Genomic DNA, 19,213 nt, shown 5'->3' with positions numbered 1-19,213 from the left:
TTGCCCGGCGACTCGAAGCGTTCAGCCACGAAGTCGATTCTCGAAACCGACCCGACTACGGCCAGAGCCCGCGCGTCTCGTGTGCCTCAGCGATCCGCTCGAGGGCGACGATGTAGGTCGCGTCGCGCCAGGTTACGTCCCGCGCTTCGTACTCCGAGCGAACGGCGTTCCAGGCCCGGAGCATCTCGGTCTCGAGTTCCTCGTTGACGCGCTCGAGACGCCACTTGCGACGGTTGATGTCCTGGAGCCACTCGAAGTAACTGACCGTCACCCCGCCGGCGTTGGCGATGATGTCCGGAATGACGTTGATCCCGCGCTCTTCGAAGATCTGATCGGCGGCCGAGGTCGTCGGTCCGTTGGCGCCTTCGACGATCATCTCTGCATTGACGTTGTTGGCGTTTTCGGCGGTCAGAACGTTGCCGATCGCGGCCGGGATAAGCACATCGACGTCGAGTTCGAGGAGTTCCTCGTTCGTGAGCGACTGGGGCGCGTCGTAGCCCGAGACCATTCCCGGCGTCTCGTCGTGGTCTTCCACGTCGTTCGTATCGAGTCCGTCGGGGTCGTAGATCGCGCCGTTGACGTCCGAGACGGCGACGACGGAGGCACCGAGGTCGTCGAGGTAGCGAGCGGCGTTCGCGCCGACGCTGCCGAATCCCTGGACGGCGACAGTCGTGTCCTCGCGATCCCAGTCGTAGTAGTCGATCGCCTCTCGCGTGATGATGCCGACGCTCCGTCCGGGCGCTTCCTCGCGGCCGTAGGAGCCGCCGACGACGGGCGGCTTGCCGGTGACGACGCCGGGTTCGGTTTGGCCTTCCTGCATCGAGTAGGCGTCCATGAACCACGCCATCGTCTCGGGATCCGTACCCATATCCGGCGCGGGGATATCCTTCATCGGGCCGATCATCGGCCGCAGTTCCTCGGCAAAGCGACGGGTAAGGCGCTCTTTCTCCTTGTTGCTGAGCTCCTTCGGGTTGACGACGACACCCCCCTTCGCACCGCCGAAGGGGAGGTCCATCACGGCGCACTTCCAGGTCATCCACATCGACAGGCCGACGGACTCCTCCTCGGTGACGTCCGGATGGTAGCGGATTCCACCCTTGTACGGTCCACGGACGCCGTCGTGGTGGGCTCGATACCCCGTGAACATCTCCCGCGTTCCGTCGTCGCGCTCGAGGGGGATCGTCATGCGGTAGACGCTCGTCGGATGCCGAAGCCGTTCGACGATCCCGTCGTCGACGTCGAGGTGTGCGGCTGCGCGCTCGAGTTGGCGGCGGGCTGTCTCGACGGCACTCTCCTCTTCCGGTTCCGATTCCGATGTGGGTGGCGCTGATGTCATTGTAGTGGGTTGCCCAAAGCGGGGATCGTCGGTGCGTCTCTCGACGGCACCGCCCCAATAGCGAGTCACTTCGGGTACTGATGAAACGGATTTCCCAGCCGAAAGGATAACCCTTGCTAATTCGATTAGGTTCGTGCAATATTTGCATACTCGATCGAACCCGGATCCGCGCCGGTGCTTCGGACACCGCGGACAGAGTAACGGGACGTGGTTGAGGGTGAACCGTGCCGTTTCGGTGGGACGCAACTAGACTGAGGCGCTCGAGTGCGATAAGCGAGTCGGCGCGAACACGACGCTTTTGTGGTGGCCGGGCGATTCCGAACCAATGACCGAATCAACGGCTCCCGACGAGCACGACCGGAACCTCGAGTGGCTCTCACTGGACGGCGAATCGGTCCTCTGGGCTGGCGGGCCGGACCGGCGGACGATTGCGCCGACGGCGATTCTGCTCATCCTGCCGGTACTCGCACTCGGCGTCGTCCCGTTTAATACGATTGCCGGATTGGCTATCGCGGGTTTCCTGGGGCTGCTCACCGTGCCGGTCGTCGCCTGGGCCGTCCTCCGGGTTCGCAACACGGACTACGTCGTCACCTCCAGCGGGCTCTACGCGAAACACGGCGTCCTTTCGCGCGATGTCAAGCGAATCGACTTCGAGAAGGTTCAGAACACGTCCTACAGCCAGAGTGCGCTTGGGGCACGCTTTGGCTACGGTCACGTCGAGGTCAGTTCCGCCGGGGGCTCCGGCGTCGAGATGCGGTTCAACTCCGTCCCGAACCCCCGCGAAATCCAACAACTGATTAGCAGTCGCGTTTCTCGCGACCGGAACAGCGATCGGCCGACAACGCCGCCAGCGGAGCGATCGACCGACGAGATACTCGAGGAAATCCTCACGGAACTGCGAGCGATCCGATCCTCGCTGAAGGGTGAATCCGAGGGACGGAGGGAGGGAACTGTCCGCTCTCGAGCCGGATCCAAACCCGAACCCGGACTCGAATCCGAATCGCAATCTGGATCTCCGACCGGGTCTCAGTCGAATGCCTCCACGGACGAGGATGTCACCCTCGAGCACGAGTCACCAGACTGACGCTCGAGTGCACTCATACGGATGGCTGTGACTATGTACCGCCGACCACCAGGGACGGGGTCGGTGATCGGTGGTAATTGATTACAGTAAACCGTCTCAGATCGTCAGTGAGATCATGTAGAGATTGATGAAGACGGCAATCGTCCAGGGAATCGCGAGCCCTGCCGGAACGATCGGGCGATAGGCTTTAGGAAGCATGGGCCGACAGACCAGTCCGACGCCGATAGCGAGCGCCTTCAGTGCGAGCATCCCTGCCAGACCGTACCCTTCGATCGCACTGCGAGCGACGGGGTTGGATTCCGCCAGTCCGAGGTGAAGCCCGACGAACGTCGTGACGATGTCGCCAACGAGTGAGAGTCCCACAAGTACCCAACAAAACCGCTCGAGGGCGGCCGGCGTAATATCACCTGGTAACTGATAGCGCAGATGCGCGCTGTCCGAACTCATAGCCTCCCCACCGGAGTCGAACCGGTGACCACTGCGGTTGACCGTCGGGAATGCAGCACGTGACGGTTTCACCACTGGTGGTATTGTTATGGCAGGCGTAGCCGATCCACAGCGATCGTAAAACACCGGTAACGACCGTGAAACGGTCTGAAAAGGTCTCGGACGCGGTTCACTCGAGCGACAGCGTCCTTCAGCCCTCGTAGCGCGGACGGCCTCCTGTCTGTCGGTACCGGGACACCCACAGTTGCCGTAGTTGCACCAGTAACTCGGTATAGCAGTCCGTGTCAGTCAGCTGACCAACGAATCAGTCGCCCGGCTGGAGACCACGATTACGAGGGTGTAAGGAGTGGTTGACCACACCGTCTGTCCCGCGACCTGCGGTGGCCGGTTCCGCGCAGGCGGAACACTCACACCGGCGCAAAGAGCGAGCTGTTCGGGAGAACTGGACTGAGCGGCTCGAACGGGACCCTTCTCACGGCGTAATCCGTGCATACTGTCGACGGGTTCGCTTGACAGCGTCAGTAGCGGTGACGAACACCTGTACCAGTAGCGGTGACAAAGACCTGTATCAATAGCGTCGACGAACGCCTCAGTCACCGCCCCGAACACCACCAGCAACGGGCGTGACTACTACGGAGGCTACAGTAGCCACTGAAAGTCAACCCACACCTGATCGCACGACGGGGGCGCGGTTTGGAGTCCGAAGGGTGAGAACCGTGGACAGTGCGATCAGTGTCTATATAGCTCCAGTTGTTACTATAGGGAAGCGGTACGGCGAAGAGGAGAAAATGGTCCGGTCTCCGACCGCCACTGATCGTTCAGAGCTCGCCACGAGGGGATGAGGAGGATCGCGTGTCGTGGAGACGCGAACCGATCGGGAGTGAGTCGCTGCCTCCGTGGTCACCAACACGGAGACAGATAGTGGTCGACGGGCTCTCGACACCAACGCTTGCGTTCAGTCGTTCAGCTATTATATTGGGGCAGATATATCATCGCCGTTTCACGTCCGCTCGAGACTCGAACCGCCGGTGAGCCGTCCGGAGATGAACCTTTGATCACGGACCGCGCTACGGATCGCGCTCGTGTGATACACCGGAGCCGGCGCGGATATCGGACGGAGTACGAGCAGGGGCTGAACCGCGAGCAGCAATTGCAGGCACAATCGGTTTCGCCGCTTTCGGCGTCATACACGCTAGGTGAACGATGCCCGTGTACGTGAACATTAGCTTAGGCGTCACGGGGCGAACGCACAGCTGAGTTTCAGCACCGCGGTATGGAAGGCACACACACAGAGCATCTCGTCCACCGGATCGCGACACTTCGTGACCGGCTCGACGCAGGTATGGACCGTCGCGAATTTCTCCGGACCCTCGCTACCGGCGGCTACGCACTCGGCGTCGCCCAGTTTCTTGGGGTCGACGACTTCCTCGCAGCCGACGACGGCGAGGTGCCGATCGTCACTGCGTTCGTCAGATCCGATCCCGAGGATCCGTTGTCGCTCGAGGAGCGCACGCGATATGTCCCGGCGGAGTGGTACGCCGCGGTCGAGAAGGCGCTCGAAATAAACGAACTGTTGGCACAGCGGGCGTTTACGGGCTATCTCGGCAGCGCGGTCGTGCCCGGCTCGTACGAAAGCGGCTCCGCATCGATCTCCGTCGGCATCGACAGCGGGGCCGACTCGTTGCGAGAGACGTTCGACGGACTTCTCGACGGCGTGTCCTTCAATATCGAAACGATCGTCGATATCGAAGATCTGGAAGAAGGACCCGACGACTTCGATCCGCGGATCCTCGGGTCCATCTCGGGTGGCTCCGTTCCGGGCGGTGTCGCCTGTGAAACCTCCGGAAGTATTGCGACACTCGGACCCGTATTGTACGATCCCGACGGCGACCAGCAACTCTTCGTGACAGCCGAACACGCCTTCGAAGGTGGAGCCGAGCCGGACAGCGATCAGCTAAGTCTTCCGCTGCAAGAAGCGGACACCGTGGAGCTGGGAACGGTCGAGCACTCCCACCCTGTCGAGGACATCGTTACCGTCGCTCCCGGCGGGCAGATCGAGCCATCGACCGCGCTCGACACGCCGTCGCCGACTCGCGTCCGCGGTCAGCTCACCCGATACGGGCTCGCCGACCTCATCGCTCGCGGCGAAAACCTCGAGAAAGTCGGGGCCGTAACCGGACACACGACTGGGAAGATACAGGGAATCGACGCCGTCACCTGCTTTACTGACGATTTCTGCCGACGCGGGCAGATTCGTTGGGGCGGCGAGATGGATCTCACCGACGGCGACAGCGGCTCGGTCAGCTACTATGACGATCCGGTGGGTGCCGACGAGGACGTCCTCGTCGCGGGCTTCAACAACGCTCGAACCTGGTGGCCGGGACAGAGCTACGTCTGGGGCGTCGGTGCCTATCGAATGACCGAGATGTACGGCTATCACTTCTAACTGCACCGAACTGTAAACAGGCTTCACACCCACCTCCCTCCCAACACATCTCCACTAACTCATGGCAACCGATACCCACACCGGCTCCGATCGTTCCGACCAACCTGGGATCGTGAGATCCATCGCCCGACTTGTCGGTGATCTACTCATCCTCACCTGCTGGGTCGTCTTCTTGACGCTGATCTTTCTCGGGACCGGGTGGCCCCAGTGGGCGTTTTACCTGCTGTTGATACTCGGCGTCGGCCTGTACGTCACCTTCACGGCCGCGTGGCGTAGCGGATGAACGGGGACGAAGACGACGTCACGGTTCGTCCGGCAACCGCGTGTGCGCCCCGATCAGCGCACGATTGAGGTCGTAGCCGCTGATTTTCGCGCCTTCGTCGACGATAGATCGCCGTATGGTCGTCGATTCGAGGTCCGCCTCGGGGAAAACTACCGATCGTTCGACCTCGGCGTCGACGAGTGTGGCACCCGACATCACGTGGACGCCTTCGTGGATCTTGCTGCGTCGGATCGTCGTCGACTCGCTGACTCGCGACTCGCCATCGAGGTACCAGTCGACGGCGTCGAGGTAACTCGCCCGGGTGCCGATGTCGAACCACGCGTCCTCGAAGGTGAATGCGTAGGTCGGTTCCTGGTTCTGGAGCCACTGGACGAACCAGCCGGGTTCGTCCGGATCGTTTCCCATCTCGAGATACGACGAGAACAGCGACAGCGTCTCACGGGGGAACGCATAACAGCCGGCCGAGACGAGCGTACTCTCCGGTTCGGCCGGTTTCTCCTGAAAGCGAACGATCCGGTCGCCGTCTAGTTCGAGCACGCCGTAGGACGACGCCCGATCTGGCGAGTCAACGTCGTGAGCGGCGATCGTGGGCCCATCCACTCGGTCGGCGAACGCGAGGAAGTCCGCGACCTCGAAGTCGAACAGGTTATCGCCCGCGATCACCAGCAGGTCGTCGTCGATCCCCTCGCGGTCGATCAGTTGCTCGAGCGCAGCGACGACGCCGAACTTCTCGTCTTCGGCCTTCGTCTCCTCGACTGACAGGCGCGGCTTCTCGTAGGGACTGTCCGCGAGGTGGGCCTCGAAGTCTGGGGCGAACCGTTCGTTCGTACTGACGTAGACCTCGTCGATCCGGCTGACGTCCTCGAGTTCGGCGTAGATCCGATCGACGACGGTCGTCTCGCCCAGCGGGAGAAACATCTTCGGTCGATGCTTCGTGATCGGCCACAGTCGCGTCGCGTAGCCGCCGGCCAGAACGACGGCAGTGGTGGTTTCGCTCATGTCTATTCACGGGTTGTCGGCGAGTGCCCCGATCCCGACCAGGGATTCGCCGGCGAGCGCGCGGACGTACGCGCCGCCGGCGATCGAGACCTGTGAGAAGTCGTCCTCGTCGAACTCGTACAGTTCGATCACCCGGGCGGTGTCGCCGCCGCCGATGACCGAGAAACAGTCGGTGTCTGCGATCGCCGACAACACAGTGACGGTTCCATCGGCAAACCTGTCGTCCTCGAAGACGCCGAGAGCGCCTTTGACGAACACCGCGGCGGAATCAGCGGCGAGATCAGCGTACCGGTCGGCCGTCTCGGAGCCGACGTCGAGGAACGGCCGTTCCTTGCTCGTCCCCTCCAGCGACACCTCTGTGCGCTTACCGGCGTCATCCTCGTAGGCGAGATCAGTCGGGAGGAACAGCCGGTCACGGCTGGTCTCGAGGATGCGCTCGAGATCGGTCCGATGGTCCTCCCACTGATGATCGAAGAGTGCGGTCCCGGCAACGTCGTAGCCCACGTCGTGGCCGCCGGCCCGGAGGAAGAGTTCGCCGACGACGCCGCCGAGACAGAACCGATCGACGGTGTCGTCGAGCCGTTCGAGGATCGGGATGGTATCCTCGGCCTTCGTGCCTCCCAGCACCATCGTAACGGGGCCGTCGAACGTCCGTTCGCGGACGGCCCTGATCGCCGTGTACTCCTGTTCCATCACCCGGCCTGCGTAGGCGTCCATGACCTGCGGAAAACCGACAATCGAGGCGTGTGATCGGTGGGCGGCGGGGTAGGCGTCGCCGATGTAGGCGTCGAACTCCCGCGCGAGGGTTCGGACGAGGTCCGTCTCGGCTTTGACGTCGGGTTCCTCCTCGGGTAACTCGCCGTCGCACATGCGGACGTTCTCGAGAAGGATGACATCGCCCAACTCGAGGTCATCGATCGCCGCGAGCGCCTCGTCCCCGCAGGTGTCGGCGACGAATGCGACGGGGTGATCGAGGTGGTCGGCGAGAATGTCGGCGTGGCCCTCGAGCGAGACGAACGTCTCGCGGCCGGGCCGTCCCTGGTGGGCCAGCAGGGCGACCGCATGATCGTCCGCGAGCAGTTCCCGGATCGTCTCGGCGTGGCGGGCGAACCGCCTATCGTCCTGGACGGTTCCGTCCTCGACGGCCGCGTTGACGTCGATGCGGACCAGCAGCCGTCGACCGGACTCGAGATCATCGATCGTCTGAAACGTAGTCATGGTTGGTGATTAGTGCGTACGGGGTTTCCGCCCGTCAGTTGGCGACGGTTCGGCCGGCGTCGATGCTCTCCGATTCGCTCGCGACGTGTGTCGCGAGTTTAATCATCTGATTCGAGAAGCCGTACTCGTTGTCGTACCAGGCCAGCACTTTTACCGTGTCTCTGGCCGCGACCATCAGCGACTCGAGGTCGACGTACGAGGCGAACGGCAGCCCGACGATGTCCCGCGAGACGATTTCGTCGTCGGTGTAGCCGAGAACGCCGGCCAGCCTGTCGTCGGCTGCTGCCTGGATTGCGTCTATTACCTCCACGCGCTCGATGTCCTCCTCGATGTTGACAGTGATGTCGGTGACCGACCCGTTCGGGACCGGGACCCGCATCGCCATCCCCTCGAGTTTGCCCTCGAATTCGGGGAGCACGTCGCTGGTCGAACCGGCGGCACCGGTCGTCGTCGGAACGATGTTCTCGGCGGCGGCGCGGCCGCGCCGTCGCTTCTCCATGGGTCCGTCCACGAGCCCCTGACTGCCGGTGTAGGCGTGGACGGTCGTCAGGAATCCGGAGACGATCTCGAAATCCTCGTTGAGAACCTGGAGAACCGGCGCGACCGAGTTCGTCGTACAGGAAGCATTCGAGAGGACGTCGGCGCCGTCGTACTCCTGGTGGCTGACGCCGTAGACGAACATCGGGACCTCCGGTTCGCCCTTCGGCGGCGCCGAGATGATCACCTTGTTCGCGCCGGCCTCGAGATGCTGGCCAGCCTCGTCGCGAGTCCGGAACAAGCCCGTCGCTTCGAAGGCGACGTCGACGTCCAGTTCGTCCCACGGGAGTTCCGACGGCTCGCGCTCGGAGAACAACCGGAACTCCTGGTCGTCCACGAAGAGCGTGTCGCCGCGGCGAGAGACGCCGTCGAGCCGGCCGTGGACCGAGTCGTACGTGAGCAGATACTCCATGTCGTCGTCGTCCATCACGTCGTTGATCGCCACGATGTCGACGTCGTCGTGGGTCAGCGACGCACGGAGGAGACACCGTCCGACCCGTCCGAAGCCGTTGAGTCCGATGCGAAGCGTTTCGTCGGTTTCGGAGCCGTCGTTCGTGTTCCCGTTCATGGGGGTGGACTCCACCTTCGGCGGGTAAATTTGTTGGCCGAGCCGTCGGATATCGGGAGATACAAGGCTTCCAATTCGTTTTCGACCGGATCAACCCCCAACTGATACGAGCGTCGTCGTGGTCGTAGCGCGTAGACGATGCATCCCCCCTCTCTTTCGAACCGATCGATCGAGGCCTACGCCGCCGTGACGGAACGCGACCGTCTCGAGCGCCTCCGCTCGCTCGCCGACGCGCTCGCGGACGCCCGGATCCTCCATCTCAACTCGACCGCGACCGGCGGCGGAGTCGCGGAGTTGCTCCGATCGATCGTGCCGCTCTGCAACGACCTCGGCGTCGAAACCGACTGGCTCGTCATGGACGCCGACGATGACTTCTTCGAAGTCACGAAGGCGATGCACAACGGGCTCCAGGGAAACGCCGAGCCGCTGACCGAGGAGATGAGAGCGACCTATCGCGAGGTGACCGAGGCCAACGCGGCCGAGATCGAAGACGAGTACGACCTCGTGCTGGCTCACGATCCCCAGACGCTCGGCATGCTCGAGCGACTCGACGAACGGCTACCGGACGCACCGATCGTCTGGCGGTGCCACGTCGATCTCACCGACCCGGTCGACGACTATCTCGCGTTCGTCTCGGCGTACACCGATCCGATCGATCACGCGATCTTCAGCCGCTCGGCGTACGCGGCGGTCGACGCCCCGGCGACGAGCATCGTCTACCCGTCGATCGATCCGGTGACGGAAAAGAACCGATCGCTCGATGAGGGAGAACTGGCGACCGAACGGGACCACCTGGATCCGCTCTCGTTCGACGCGCCGGTGGTGACGCAGGTGTCCCGCTTCGACCCGTGGAAAGACCAGTTCGGGACGCTCAAGGCGTACCGAACCGCCAAGGAGGAGGTGCCGGAGCTACAGCTGGCGCTGGCCGGCGGGATGGCCGGCGACGATCCGGAGGGCCTGGAGCTGTACGAGCAGGTCGCCGACGAGGCTGTCGACGATCCGGACGTCCACGTCCTGACCGATCTTCCGGACGCGACGATAAACGCCCTCCAGCGGCTGTCAGACGTCGTCGTCCAGAAGTCCCTGCGCGAGGGGTTCGGTCTCGTCGTCTCGGAGGCACTCTGGAAGCGCACGCCGGTCGTCGGCTCGACGGTCGGTGGGATTCCGCTGCAGGTCGAGGACGGCCGGAACGGGTACCTCGTCGACCCGGACGACGCGCCAAGTACCGGCGACCGGATCGTCGACCTGCTCGAGGACGACGAGCGTCGTCGATCGTTCGGCGACAACGCCCGGGAACACGTCCGGGAACGGTTCTTGCTACCCCGACAGGTCGTCGACCTCCTCGAGATTTTCGTCACCGAACTGGCGCCTGAGCCTTGATACGGGCCCGTTCGCCGGTTTCGGCTCAGTCGGATCCTGCCAGCCGACCACCCCCACACAGTTATCCGCCGAGGCGGTGAAGCAATCCGGGACCCACCCATGAGCCGGTTCATCGAAGCGATACTGATACCGACCGACGGCAGCGACGGGGCGCTCGCCGGAGCCAAACGCGGGATCGCCCTCGCGTCGCGGATCGACGCCGACGTCCACGTGCTATCGGTCGTCGAATCCCGACTCCGTGCGGGGGAGTTCGACGAACTCGAGTTCCCGCCGCTCGAGGAGCGCGCCGAGAACGCGGTCGAGGAGATCGCCCGGCTAGCCGCGGACCACGACGAGGAAATAGCCGTTACGACGGCGACCAGGACGGGCACTCCGTTCCAGTCGATCAGAGAGTACGCCAGCCGACGCGAGATCGACGTTATCATCATGGGGACGAAAGGCCGAACGGGCCTCGACAGGGTGCTCCTCGGCAGCGTGACCGAGAACGTCCTTCGAACGGCACGGACCCCCGTCCTCGCGGTTCCGCCGAATGCCGACGAATCCGCGATCGGTGACGTCGCGTTCGAGCACCTGTTGTTGCCGACCGACGGTAGCGACGGTGCAACGATCGCGATGGAGTGGGGGATCGAACTGGCGGCCCGACTGGAATCGATGGTACACACGCTGTATTCGGTCGATCCAAGCCCCTTCACCGGGGCCCAGGAGCCCGACCAGATCCACGACGCGCTCGAGCGCCGGGGAGAGGAGGCGATCGAGACGGTACGGGACCGCGCCAGAGACGCCGGTGTCTCGATTTCCGGGTCGATCGCGAGCGGTGCTCCTGCGTCCGTAATTATGACGTACGCGACCGAACATGACGTCGATCTGATCGTCATGGGGACCCACGGCCGGACGGGGATCGGCCAGTGGTTCCTCGGGAGCGTGACCGAAAACGTCGTCCGCCAGGCCGAGGTGCCGGTGCTTTGCGTGCCGGTTAGCGCCGAGTCGCCGTGACGACGCTCGCCGGAGATCACCGTCGGTCCCGTGACGTACTACCGATCGGTCGCGACGGCGAGTTCCAGAACGAAACTCGAGGAGGAGACGATGTCGCCGATGCCGACCGTCCCCGCCGGCTCGTCGACGACGCGATTCGGACAGGCGGCGGCCGAGGGCGTCGCGAGTACGCCCTCCTCGGCCGTCTTGCCGAGGTGCTCCGCGAGCAGTTCGATCGCCTCTCGCCCCATCTCCGAGGGCTCGTACTCGAGACCGGTCTCGAGGTCTTCAGGTTCCGAGATGTGTCCCAGCGCCGCCTTCGTCGCGGCGTTGACGGCGGAAAACTCGAGGCCCCGTCGGAGCGCCTCCGGCGAGTGGTACGACTCCATCACGGCGAGGTGGTACTCCATCGCGTGTAACTGCAGACAGTCGACGCCGAGTTCCTCGCGAACCGCCTCGAGCATCCGGTAGTGGTCGAGGATCTCCTCGGGTTCGAACGGCGTCGCTTCCGACGGCGGCTCCTCGACGACGTCGATACCCGCGTCGTCGTGCAGCATCGTCAACTCGTGGGTATCGGCGCCGACGACGTTCGCCTCCGGCAGGATCCACTCGTACATACTCTCCCTGAGGTCGTCGTCGTGGGTGACGGCGTACTCGACATGGACGTCGACGTCGTTCCCCGACCGGAGTCGACGGAGGACGTCGCGTGCGTGTTTGTGAGTCTCCTCGTACCCCTCTTCGACGTGATCGGGCGTAAGATTGTGATAGCCTGCCAGGAGCGCGCCGTCGACGGCTTCGCCGACCTGATCGATCGCCTCGTCGAGTGCTCCCGCGGAGAGGTCGAACTCCGGCGGTCTCGAGGCGGCGATGAACCGGGTGCCTTCGGTCGCCGTTACGCCGAACAGTTCGTCCCCCTCTCTGAATTCGAACACCCAGTTGATCTTCGTTCGGTCCGTGTTGACGGCCTCGGTGAGAGGCGTATAGCTCACCTGACCGTCCTCGACGGTCGGATACCGCACCTCCTCGGGGTGTTCGAACATCGAAAGCTGTCGGTCAGAGATCAGGTACGTGTAGGTGATCGGCGCGGTTCCAAGCGCAGTGAGCAGGTTCGTCATGATCCCTGCTTGCCCGCCCATCTGCTGGTTGTCGGGCGCTAACTCCGCCTCGAGCGTCGCGGCGAACGCGTCGGTCATCGCGATCTCGTCACCTCGGCCGGCAGCCATCGTGTGTGCGATCGCCGCCGCGAGTTCTCGTTTCGAGGTCAACGGGCTCGAGAGCTGTTCGGAGCCGGGATCTGACGGGCGCTCGAGAAACGACTCGAGTTCCTCGTCGACCCGAACGATCGCGTCGACGTTCGCGTTGTAGGCGACGAACACAGGCAATTCCTCGAGGGCGGTGACGTCCGCTTCCAGTTGGGCGTGGGCGTCCTGCATGGCACGGCTCTCTCCCAGACGTAGCGGGTTAATCCTGGGGTGCTCGTGCCGTCCGTCGTTTCCTCGCTCGCCCCCTGCGAACTTATTGTCGTCCGCGTAGTCCGAGTGACAGGTCTATGTCACGAGAGACGTTCGCCCGGTGGTTGGAGGAGTTGAGCGGCGACGATACGGACGCAGTCGGCGGCAAGAGTGCGAATCTCGGCGAACTCGCTGACCTCGACGTGCCCGTGCTGCCGGGGTTCACGACGACCGCATCGGCCTACGACTACTACGTCGACGAGACCGGGATCCACGCGGAGATCGAGTCGCAACTCGAGGGGCTGGACGTCGACGACGTCGCAGATCTCCAGCGACGCGGAGAGCAGATCAGGCGCACGATTTCGGAGGCGTCGATGCCGCCGGAACTCGAGTCGGCGATCCGCGATCGATACGCCGAACTGGGCGACGAACTCGGGATCGACGATCCGGAGGTCGCCGTCAGAAGTTCGGCGACCGCGGAGGACCTCCCCGAAGCGTCGTTCGCGGGCCAGCAGGAAACGTTCCTGAACGTCGCCGGCGAGACGGAGCTCCTCGAGTCGATCAAACACTGTTTCGCGTCGCTGTTTACCGACCGTGCGATCGTCTACCGCGAGAACAACGACTTCGACCACTTCGACGTCAAACTGGCCTGTGCCGTCCAGAAGATGGGTCGGGCGGATCTGGCCTCGTCGGGCGTCCTGTTCACGCTCGATCCCGATACGGGATTCGACGAGGTCGTCACGATCGAGGCCGCCTTCGGCTTCGGGGAGCCGATCGTCAAGGGCATCGTCGACCCAGACCGGTACGTCGTCTTCAAGCCGACGAGCGGCATCGTCGAGAAGGAATGCGGCGGGAAGTCCCAGCGGATGGTTCGACGGAACGGCGGGACCAAACTCGAGTCGGTGCCGGAAGAACAGCGTGAAGCGTTCGCGATCTCGGACGACCGAATCCGAGAGCTGGCACGGTACGCAACCCGGATCGAGGAGCACTTCGGAACGCCACAGGATATCGAGTGGCTCGTCGACGGCGACCTCGACGAGTTATTCATCGTCCAGGCCAGACCCGAGACGGTCCACGGGGCAGCCGAGGGGAACCTCCTCCGGACGTACCGTCTCGAGGTCGAGGAGCCCGGCGAACCGCTGCTTGAGGGCGTCGCGATCGGGAACGCGATCGCCGGCGGGACCGTCCGCGTTCTCGAGGACCACCGGGGGATGGATCTCGTCGAGGACGGCGACGTGCTCGTCACGGAGATGACCGACCCCGACTGGGTGCCCGTGATGAAGCGAGCGAGCGCCATCGTCACCGACAGAGGGGGCAAAACCTCCCACGCCGCGATCGTCGCTCGAGAACTGGGCGTTCCCGCCGTCGTTCGCACTGGCTTGGCAACCGACTCGTTGTCCAGCGGCGACGCCGTGACGGTCGACTGTTCGACCGATACCGGCCGCATCTACCGGGGAGACCTCGAGTACGAGGTCACCGAAGAGGTCGTCGATGACCTCCCCGAAACCGACACTGACGTCAGGCTGATCCTCGGTGATCCCGATCGAGCGTTCGCGCTCGCGAGCCTCCCTGTCGACGGCGTCGGCCTGGCGCGCGAGGAGTTCATCGTTACCTCTCACATTGGCTCTCATCCCCTCGAGTTGCTCGGGCGCGGCGAGGAAGACCGGTTCATCGAAGCCCTCCGGACAGGGGTCGCGAAGATCGGCACCGCATTCTACCCCGACGAGGTCGTCTTCCGGCTCAGCGATTTTAAAACGGACGAGTACCGCAACCTCGAGGGCGGCTGGAAGTACGAACCCGACGAGGCAAACCCGATGCTCGGCTGGCGCGGGGCCTCCCGGTACTACGACGAGGCGTTCCGGGAGGCGTTTCGCCTCGAGTGCGAGGCGCTCCGCCAGGTCCGCCAGGAGGTGGGGCTGGACAACGTCATCGTGATGGTCCCGTTCTGTCGGACACCTGAGGAAGGCGAGCGCGTCCTCGAGTTGATGGACGAGTACGGCCTCTCGAGCGACGAGATGGACGTCTACGTGATGGCTGAACTGCCCTCGAACATCGTGCTCGCGGATCGGTTTGCGGCCCTGTTCGATGGTTTTTCGATCGGGTCGAACGATCTCACGCAACTGACCCTCGGCGTCGATCGGAACTCGGAGCGACTCGCCTCGTTGTTCGACGAGACCGACGAGGCAGTGATGCGCTCGATAACGTCCCTGATCGAGGAGGCCCACCGCCAGGATCTCCCAGTCGGTATCTGCGGCGACGCACCCTCGACCATCCCGGAGTACAGCGAGTTTCTTCTCGAAGCGGGGATCGATTCGATCTCCGTCTCGCCGGACGTCGCCATCGAAACGATGCTAACCGTCGCGGAGCTCGAGCGGGAGGAGTGATGAACGAATCAACCGTTCGCGTCGGCGTCCTGAGTTTTCACGACAGCAAGGAATCGAAAGTGATCTGTAACGCCGTCGAGGCTCTCGGCCACGAACCCGTCTGGCTCCGTGAAAAGAACGCCCTCGTTCGATTCACCGGCGAGGGATTCGTCCTGGAACCCGACGTCGACGTGGTGATCAACCGGTTGCTGCTGTCGACGACCAAACAGCCGGCCGAAGCGGCCGGATTCGCCAACGCGATCGCTCGCTTTCGGCCGATCGTCAACCACCCCGACGCCGCGGCGCTCGCCTCGCACAAGATCGCAGCGGGTGCGGCGTTGGTTGCAAACGACGTCCCGGTTCCCGAGACGGCGCTCGCGCTCGGATCTGAACCGCTCGCACGCGTTCGGCCCGAGTTCGGCGAGGAACACGTCTACAAGACGGTCGTCGGAACCCACGGTGGCGTGGCCTGGAAAGTCGACCGGTCGAGCCTGCTCACCGGGAGCGTCGGATCACGCCGAGCGTTCCTCCAGGAACTGGTCGCGACCGAGAGCGAACGACCGCGAGACCTGCGGATCTACGTAGTCGACGGCGATGTCGCGGGCGCGATGTACCGCTACGCGGCCGACGAGGAGTGGCGAACCAACGTCGCCCGCGGCGGCGCCGTCGAGGACGTCACGGATTCGCTGCCCGAAACCGTCGCCGAGATAGCTATACGGGCGACGGCCGCTGTCGGGCTGGACTGTGCGGGCGTCGACCTCATCGAGGGCGAGGAGGGCTGGTTCGTCCTCGAGGTCAACCCGACGGCCGGTTTCAAGGGGCTTTTCCGGGCGACAGGGCGGAGCCCGGCTCCAGACATCGCAGCGCTCGCGATCGAGCGCGCCGGCGGTTCGATCGACGCGGACCGAGTCGCTACGCTGCGGAAAACACTAGACGACTCGGTTCCGTTCTGCGTTCCGAAACCCGGACTCTCGATCGAGGACGAGGCGCCGACCGTCGGACTCACCGAACGCGTCATCGTCAGCGGAACGACGAACACGAAAGCGGTGGTCGGACGCGCCGATACGGGACGCTCGCGGACGCGGATCGACCTGCAACTCGCCGCCGCCATCGGCGCCGGCCCCATCCGGGTTGACGACTCGGCGCCCGACCGGGACGATACGGCAAAGCGACACCCCATCGTCGACGTCGTCGTCGGGATCGCCGGTACCGAACGGACCGTCGACGCCATGGTCGAAGACCGATCGACGGCGGCGCATTCGCTCTTGCTCGGCCGGGACGTCCTGGAGGGGTTCCGAATCGACATCAGCAGCACGTACGACGCGGGAGTCGGCGACGAAAACGACGAACGGATCGAGGAGTAGTCTCCAGATGCAGAGCGTGAGGTGCAGTTTACTCGAGGACGTCCTCGAGACGATCGATCAACTCGGCGTTCCCGACGTGCAGTGGGACCCTGTCGTGGAGGTCGGTCGGCTCCACCTCGAGGATCGACTGACTCCCGTCGGAGGAGCGACCGCCAGCTGCCTCGATGAGGTACGCGATCGGGTTCCCCTCGAACTGCAGGCGGAGTTTTCCGCGGGGACTGTCCTCGAGTGCCGGGTAGGCGAAGATCCCTCCGTAAGTCAGCACCTGGTTGACGTCGCCGATCATCGCGCCGCCGTAACGGAGCTTGTTGCTCGAGTCGGATTCGATCTCGCGGGCGAACTCGCGGAAGTCCGCGGGCCAGTCGGGGACCCGGCCGCCGAAGCCGTAAACCAGCGGATCGTCGGGGAGGGTGACGTCTTCCTCGACGACAGAGGGTTCGCCGCCGGTGAGTTCGTACTTCGTGACCGTTCCGTCCCGGGCGTAGGCCATCGTCGTGATCGGTCCGTAGAGGATCCAGCCGGAAGCGACCAGCGCGGATCCTGGGGCGGGAAGCGGCTCGTCGTAAATCCCGAACACCGTCCCCATCGTGTTGTTCGATTTGAGATTCGACGAGCCGTCGAGGGGGTCGACGGCGACGCAGTAGGCCTCGTCCTCGCAGTCGATGATCTCGGAGCGCTCCTCGCTTGCGTACTGGGCGACGCCGTCGATCGACGTCAGCCGCTCGGCGAGCAGTTCGTCGGCCCAGATATCCGCTTCGGCCTGGGTCTCGCCGCTCGGGTTTTCCACGTCGGCCTTCCCGCGGCGACCGACCAGCCCCTGCCGGATCTCGATCGCGGAGCGGGCGATCGTCGCGACGACGTCGTCGACCGTATCGGTCCCGGACATCCCTACTCAGTCGCCTCGAGTGCGGCGTCGGCCGTCTCCTCCTCGTAGATGACCTGCTCGAGGGCGTCGAGGATGCGAGTGGGGTTCTCGCGCTGCCAGACGTTACGACCGACGGCGAGTCCTTTCGCGCCCGCGTTGACGGCGGCTTCGACCGTCGAGAGGAACTCGTAGTCGGAGGTCTTCGAACCGCCGCTCATCACGACCTTCATGTCGCCCGCGGCCTTGCAGGCGTGTTCCATCGCCTCGGAGCTGCCCGGGTATTTGACCTTCGCGATGTCAGCACCCAGCTCGAGGCCGAGGCGGGTCGCGTAGGAGATGGTCTCCGGCTTGGTATCGTTTTTGAGCCCCTGACCGCGCGGGTACGACCACATGACGACGGGGAGGTCGTGCTCGCGGGCGTCCTCCTGAATGTCGCGGAACTCTTCTGCCATTTCGACCTCGTGGTTCGAGCCGCCGTAGAGGGTGAAGCCGACGGCGTCGGCGCCGAGTTCGGCCGCGTAGTCGACCGAACAGTTGACCGCCGAGTCGTACTCGCCCATCCAGAGGTTCGAGGTTCCGTTGACCTTCAACAGGAGGTTGACGTCGTCCTCGTAGCTGGGGTAGTACCCCTCCGCGATCCCCTTCTGGACGGCCATGCAGGTGACTGCGTCGTGGGTCGCCGTCTCGAAGACCGTCGACGGATCGAGTTTCTCCGGTACCTCCTCGAAGTCGACCGGCCCGTGTTCCAGGCCGTGGTCCATTGCGAGAATCAGTGACTTGCCGTCGCGAACGATCGGAGAGTCGTCGATCGGAATCATCTGCTAGACGGTGCACTAGGCCGCTATATATCTCTGATGGTCCGAGTTATCGAAATTACGTACTACAGTAGTAAGTAAGGTCGATATGGATGTCCTTCGGAGTGACGAACCGGCGAGAAACGGACTCGAATCGGCTCGAGTTCAGGCCGGTAAGAACAGGCGAACAAGGCGGACGCTGGATCAGTCCAGCAGTTCCCGTGCGTTGTGTCGCCACGTCCGAACGTGCAACACGTTTAGGTCGAGAACCGAGGCCACTTCGAACGCGCTGATCGTCGCCAACCGTTCCGCCGATCGGATGCCGGCCTCGGCCAGCTCGTCGGCGTCGTCGGGCCCGACGCCGGTCACCGCGGTTACGGGCGTCGGCTTCGGCCACGGTCGCTCGGACGGTTTCTCCCGGCCGACCGCCGCGACCGGGGACGTTTCGTACTCGAACGCTTGCCAGTCTTCGTCCGCGCTGACGGCGATCCACTCCCGTTCGGCGGCCCCGAGTCCGCGAACCTCGTCCGACCGACGGTCCAGGTCCCCGTCGCCGCCGGTCTCGAACGACCACGGTAGCGAGAACCGCCGCCGAAGCGTCCCCGCGGCCGCTTCGTCGAGTCCCGCATCCAACAACATCCGATAGGAGTACTCCTTTTCCGGAACCGCGTCGGGTTCGATACCGACCGCTTCCAGGGCCGTCCGTTCGTCGGCCTCGAGTCGCGAACGATTGTCGACGGCGGTCTCGTTGCCGTCGTCAGCCGCCTCGATCATCTCTCGTTCGTCGAACGCGAGTTCGATACTGCCGTCGGGTTCTGGGCCAGTGTCGGCGTCGGTATCAGGGTCGAGGTCGGTGGCATCGACGGCAGCAGGGTCGACGTCGAGAGCGACCGAAATTCCGATTCCGAGGTCGACGGTTTCGGCACTTTCGTTGTCGCTTCCCGCTTCCGTATTCCGCTTCCTGACGACGTTGTTCTTGCTCACGCGACCCACCGGTTATCAGTAGCTCACACTGTCTTGCCTTGAAGGTTGTCCTCAGGGTGGAACTACAGCGCGTCGACTCGAGCGAGCGCGCCTTCGAAACCGCTGGCTACGCCCCTAGTCGC

General features: G+C 64.0%; 16 protein-coding genes. 7 read left to right on the top strand and 9 right to left on the bottom strand.

The features are described 5' to 3' along the window. Nucleotides 1-55 precede the first annotated feature (55 nt). The gene (gene gdhB, locus GS429_RS19345; RefSeq protein ID WP_160067230.1) at nucleotides 56-1,336 is read right to left on the bottom strand and encodes a glutamate dehydrogenase GdhB; all 1,281 of its coding nucleotides are present in this window, start codon (nucleotides 1,334-1,336) and stop codon (nucleotides 56-58) included. A gap of 325 nt (nucleotides 1,337-1,661) precedes the next feature. On the opposite strand from gdhB, the gene GS429_RS19340 reads away from it, so the two are divergent. Continuing rightward, nucleotides 1,662-2,420, top strand: a complete 759-nt coding sequence (locus tag GS429_RS19340; protein WP_160067228.1) for a PH domain-containing protein — start codon at nucleotides 1,662-1,664, stop codon at nucleotides 2,418-2,420. A 96-nt stretch (nucleotides 2,421-2,516) separates the two neighbouring features. Here the strand turns inward: GS429_RS19340 and GS429_RS19335 are convergent, their stop codons facing one another. Then, nucleotides 2,517-2,867, bottom strand: coding sequence for a DUF5658 family protein (locus GS429_RS19335; protein ID WP_160067226.1), 351 nt, complete (start codon nucleotides 2,865-2,867; stop codon nucleotides 2,517-2,519). 1,273 nt (nucleotides 2,868-4,140) lie between these two features. On the opposite strand from GS429_RS19335, the gene GS429_RS19330 reads away from it, so the two are divergent. Together GS429_RS19330 and GS429_RS19325 are read left to right on the top strand one after the other, a co-directional pair. After that, complete coding sequence (locus GS429_RS19330; RefSeq protein WP_160067224.1) at nucleotides 4,141-5,313, top strand: hypothetical protein; 1,173 nt, start codon at nucleotides 4,141-4,143, stop codon at nucleotides 5,311-5,313. 61 nt (nucleotides 5,314-5,374) lie between these two features. After that, nucleotides 5,375-5,596, top strand: coding sequence for a DUF8119 family protein (locus GS429_RS19325; RefSeq protein ID WP_160067222.1), 222 nt, complete (start codon nucleotides 5,375-5,377; stop codon nucleotides 5,594-5,596). An 18-nt stretch (nucleotides 5,597-5,614) separates the two neighbouring features. Here the strand turns inward: GS429_RS19325 and GS429_RS19320 are convergent, their stop codons facing one another. The 3 genes from GS429_RS19320 to gap are packed head-to-tail and all read right to left on the bottom strand — an operon-like array spanning nucleotide 5,615 to nucleotide 8,918. Beyond that, a complete protein-coding gene (locus GS429_RS19320; protein ID WP_160067220.1) occupies nucleotides 5,615-6,595 on the bottom strand; it encodes a nucleotidyltransferase family protein in 981 nt (326 codons plus the stop codon). Nucleotides 6,596-6,601: 6 nt separating this feature from the next. Then, on the bottom strand, nucleotides 6,602-7,813 hold the full coding sequence (locus GS429_RS19315) for a phosphoglycerate kinase (protein WP_160067218.1): 1,212 nt from the start codon (nucleotides 7,811-7,813) through the stop codon (nucleotides 6,602-6,604). Nucleotides 7,814-7,847: 34 nt separating this feature from the next. After that, the gene (gap, locus tag GS429_RS19310; protein WP_160067216.1) at nucleotides 7,848-8,918 is read right to left on the bottom strand and encodes a type I glyceraldehyde-3-phosphate dehydrogenase; all 1,071 of its coding nucleotides are present in this window, start codon (nucleotides 8,916-8,918) and stop codon (nucleotides 7,848-7,850) included. A 138-nt stretch (nucleotides 8,919-9,056) separates the two neighbouring features. Between gap and GS429_RS19305 the strand changes: the two genes are divergently transcribed. Both GS429_RS19305 and GS429_RS19300 read left to right on the top strand, forming a co-directional pair. After that, a complete protein-coding gene (locus GS429_RS19305) occupies nucleotides 9,057-10,298 on the top strand; it encodes a glycosyltransferase (protein ID WP_160067214.1) in 1,242 nt (413 codons plus the stop codon). A 99-nt stretch (nucleotides 10,299-10,397) separates the two neighbouring features. Next, on the top strand, nucleotides 10,398-11,291 hold the full coding sequence (locus tag GS429_RS19300) for a universal stress protein (protein WP_160067212.1): 894 nt from the start codon (nucleotides 10,398-10,400) through the stop codon (nucleotides 11,289-11,291). Nucleotides 11,292-11,329: 38 nt separating this feature from the next. On the opposite strand, the gene GS429_RS19295 is transcribed toward GS429_RS19300, so the two are convergent. Next, a complete protein-coding gene (locus GS429_RS19295) occupies nucleotides 11,330-12,703 on the bottom strand; it encodes an ADP-dependent glucokinase/phosphofructokinase (protein WP_160067210.1) in 1,374 nt (457 codons plus the stop codon). A 116-nt stretch (nucleotides 12,704-12,819) separates the two neighbouring features. On the opposite strand from GS429_RS19295, the gene ppsA reads away from it, so the two are divergent. Next, on the top strand, nucleotides 12,820-15,105 hold the full coding sequence (gene ppsA, locus GS429_RS19290; protein ID WP_160067208.1) for a pyruvate, water dikinase: 2,286 nt from the start codon (nucleotides 12,820-12,822) through the stop codon (nucleotides 15,103-15,105). Next, complete coding sequence (locus GS429_RS19285) at nucleotides 15,105-16,448, top strand: ATP-grasp domain-containing protein (protein ID WP_160067206.1); 1,344 nt, start codon at nucleotides 15,105-15,107, stop codon at nucleotides 16,446-16,448. Before ppsA ends, GS429_RS19285 begins: the two co-directional genes overlap by 1 nt. A 28-nt stretch (nucleotides 16,449-16,476) precedes the next feature. On the opposite strand, the gene GS429_RS19280 is transcribed toward GS429_RS19285, so the two are convergent. The 3 genes from GS429_RS19280 to GS429_RS19270 all read right to left on the bottom strand — a co-directional run bounded on the left by GS429_RS19280 (nucleotide 16,477) and on the right by GS429_RS19270 (nucleotide 19,091). Further along, a complete protein-coding gene (locus tag GS429_RS19280) occupies nucleotides 16,477-17,334 on the bottom strand; it encodes a class 1 fructose-bisphosphatase (protein ID WP_160067204.1) in 858 nt (285 codons plus the stop codon). Between the two features lie 2 nt (nucleotides 17,335-17,336). Further along, nucleotides 17,337-18,131, bottom strand: a complete 795-nt coding sequence (locus GS429_RS19275) for a class I fructose-bisphosphate aldolase (RefSeq protein WP_160067202.1) — start codon at nucleotides 18,129-18,131, stop codon at nucleotides 17,337-17,339. Between the two features lie 180 nt (nucleotides 18,132-18,311). Further along, nucleotides 18,312-19,091 (bottom strand): hypothetical protein, encoded by a 780-nt coding sequence (locus GS429_RS19270; protein ID WP_328821494.1) that lies wholly within the window; start codon nucleotides 19,089-19,091, stop codon nucleotides 18,312-18,314. Nucleotides 19,092-19,213 lie beyond the last annotated feature (122 nt).

It is taken from the genome of Natronorubrum halalkaliphilum (genome assembly GCF_009834785.1).
Taxonomy (GTDB): Archaea; Halobacteriota; Halobacteria; order Halobacteriales; family Natrialbaceae; genus Natronorubrum; species Natronorubrum halalkaliphilum.
The sequence above is the reverse complement of the archived record's forward strand: the minus strand, read 5'-3'. Positions and strand labels throughout refer to the sequence as shown.

Coding starts and splice junctions, on each gene's coding strand:
- gdhB (WP_160067230.1), bottom strand. CDS start 1,336: ATGACATCAGCGCCACCCACATCGGAATCGGAACCGGAAGAGGAGAGT.
- GS429_RS19340 (WP_160067228.1), top strand. CDS start 1,662: ATGACCGAATCAACGGCTCCCGACGAGCACGACCGGAACCTCGAGTGG.
- GS429_RS19335 (WP_160067226.1), bottom strand. CDS start 2,867: ATGAGTTCGGACAGCGCGCATCTGCGCTATCAGTTACCAGGTGATATT.
- GS429_RS19330 (WP_160067224.1), top strand. CDS start 4,141: ATGGAAGGCACACACACAGAGCATCTCGTCCACCGGATCGCGACACTT.
- GS429_RS19325 (WP_160067222.1), top strand. CDS start 5,375: ATGGCAACCGATACCCACACCGGCTCCGATCGTTCCGACCAACCTGGG.
- GS429_RS19320 (WP_160067220.1), bottom strand. CDS start 6,595: ATGAGCGAAACCACCACTGCCGTCGTTCTGGCCGGCGGCTACGCGACG.
- GS429_RS19315 (WP_160067218.1), bottom strand. CDS start 7,813: ATGACTACGTTTCAGACGATCGATGATCTCGAGTCCGGTCGACGGCTG.
- gap (WP_160067216.1), bottom strand. CDS start 8,918: ATGAACGGGAACACGAACGACGGCTCCGAAACCGACGAAACGCTTCGC.
- GS429_RS19305 (WP_160067214.1), top strand. CDS start 9,057: ATGCATCCCCCCTCTCTTTCGAACCGATCGATCGAGGCCTACGCCGCC.
- GS429_RS19300 (WP_160067212.1), top strand. CDS start 10,398: ATGAGCCGGTTCATCGAAGCGATACTGATACCGACCGACGGCAGCGAC.
- GS429_RS19295 (WP_160067210.1), bottom strand. CDS start 12,703: ATGCAGGACGCCCACGCCCAACTGGAAGCGGACGTCACCGCCCTCGAG.
- ppsA (WP_160067208.1), top strand. CDS start 12,820: ATGTCACGAGAGACGTTCGCCCGGTGGTTGGAGGAGTTGAGCGGCGAC.
- GS429_RS19285 (WP_160067206.1), top strand. CDS start 15,105: ATGAACGAATCAACCGTTCGCGTCGGCGTCCTGAGTTTTCACGACAGC.
- GS429_RS19280 (WP_160067204.1), bottom strand. CDS start 17,334: ATGTCCGGGACCGATACGGTCGACGACGTCGTCGCGACGATCGCCCGC.
- GS429_RS19275 (WP_160067202.1), bottom strand. CDS start 18,131: ATGATTCCGATCGACGACTCTCCGATCGTTCGCGACGGCAAGTCACTG.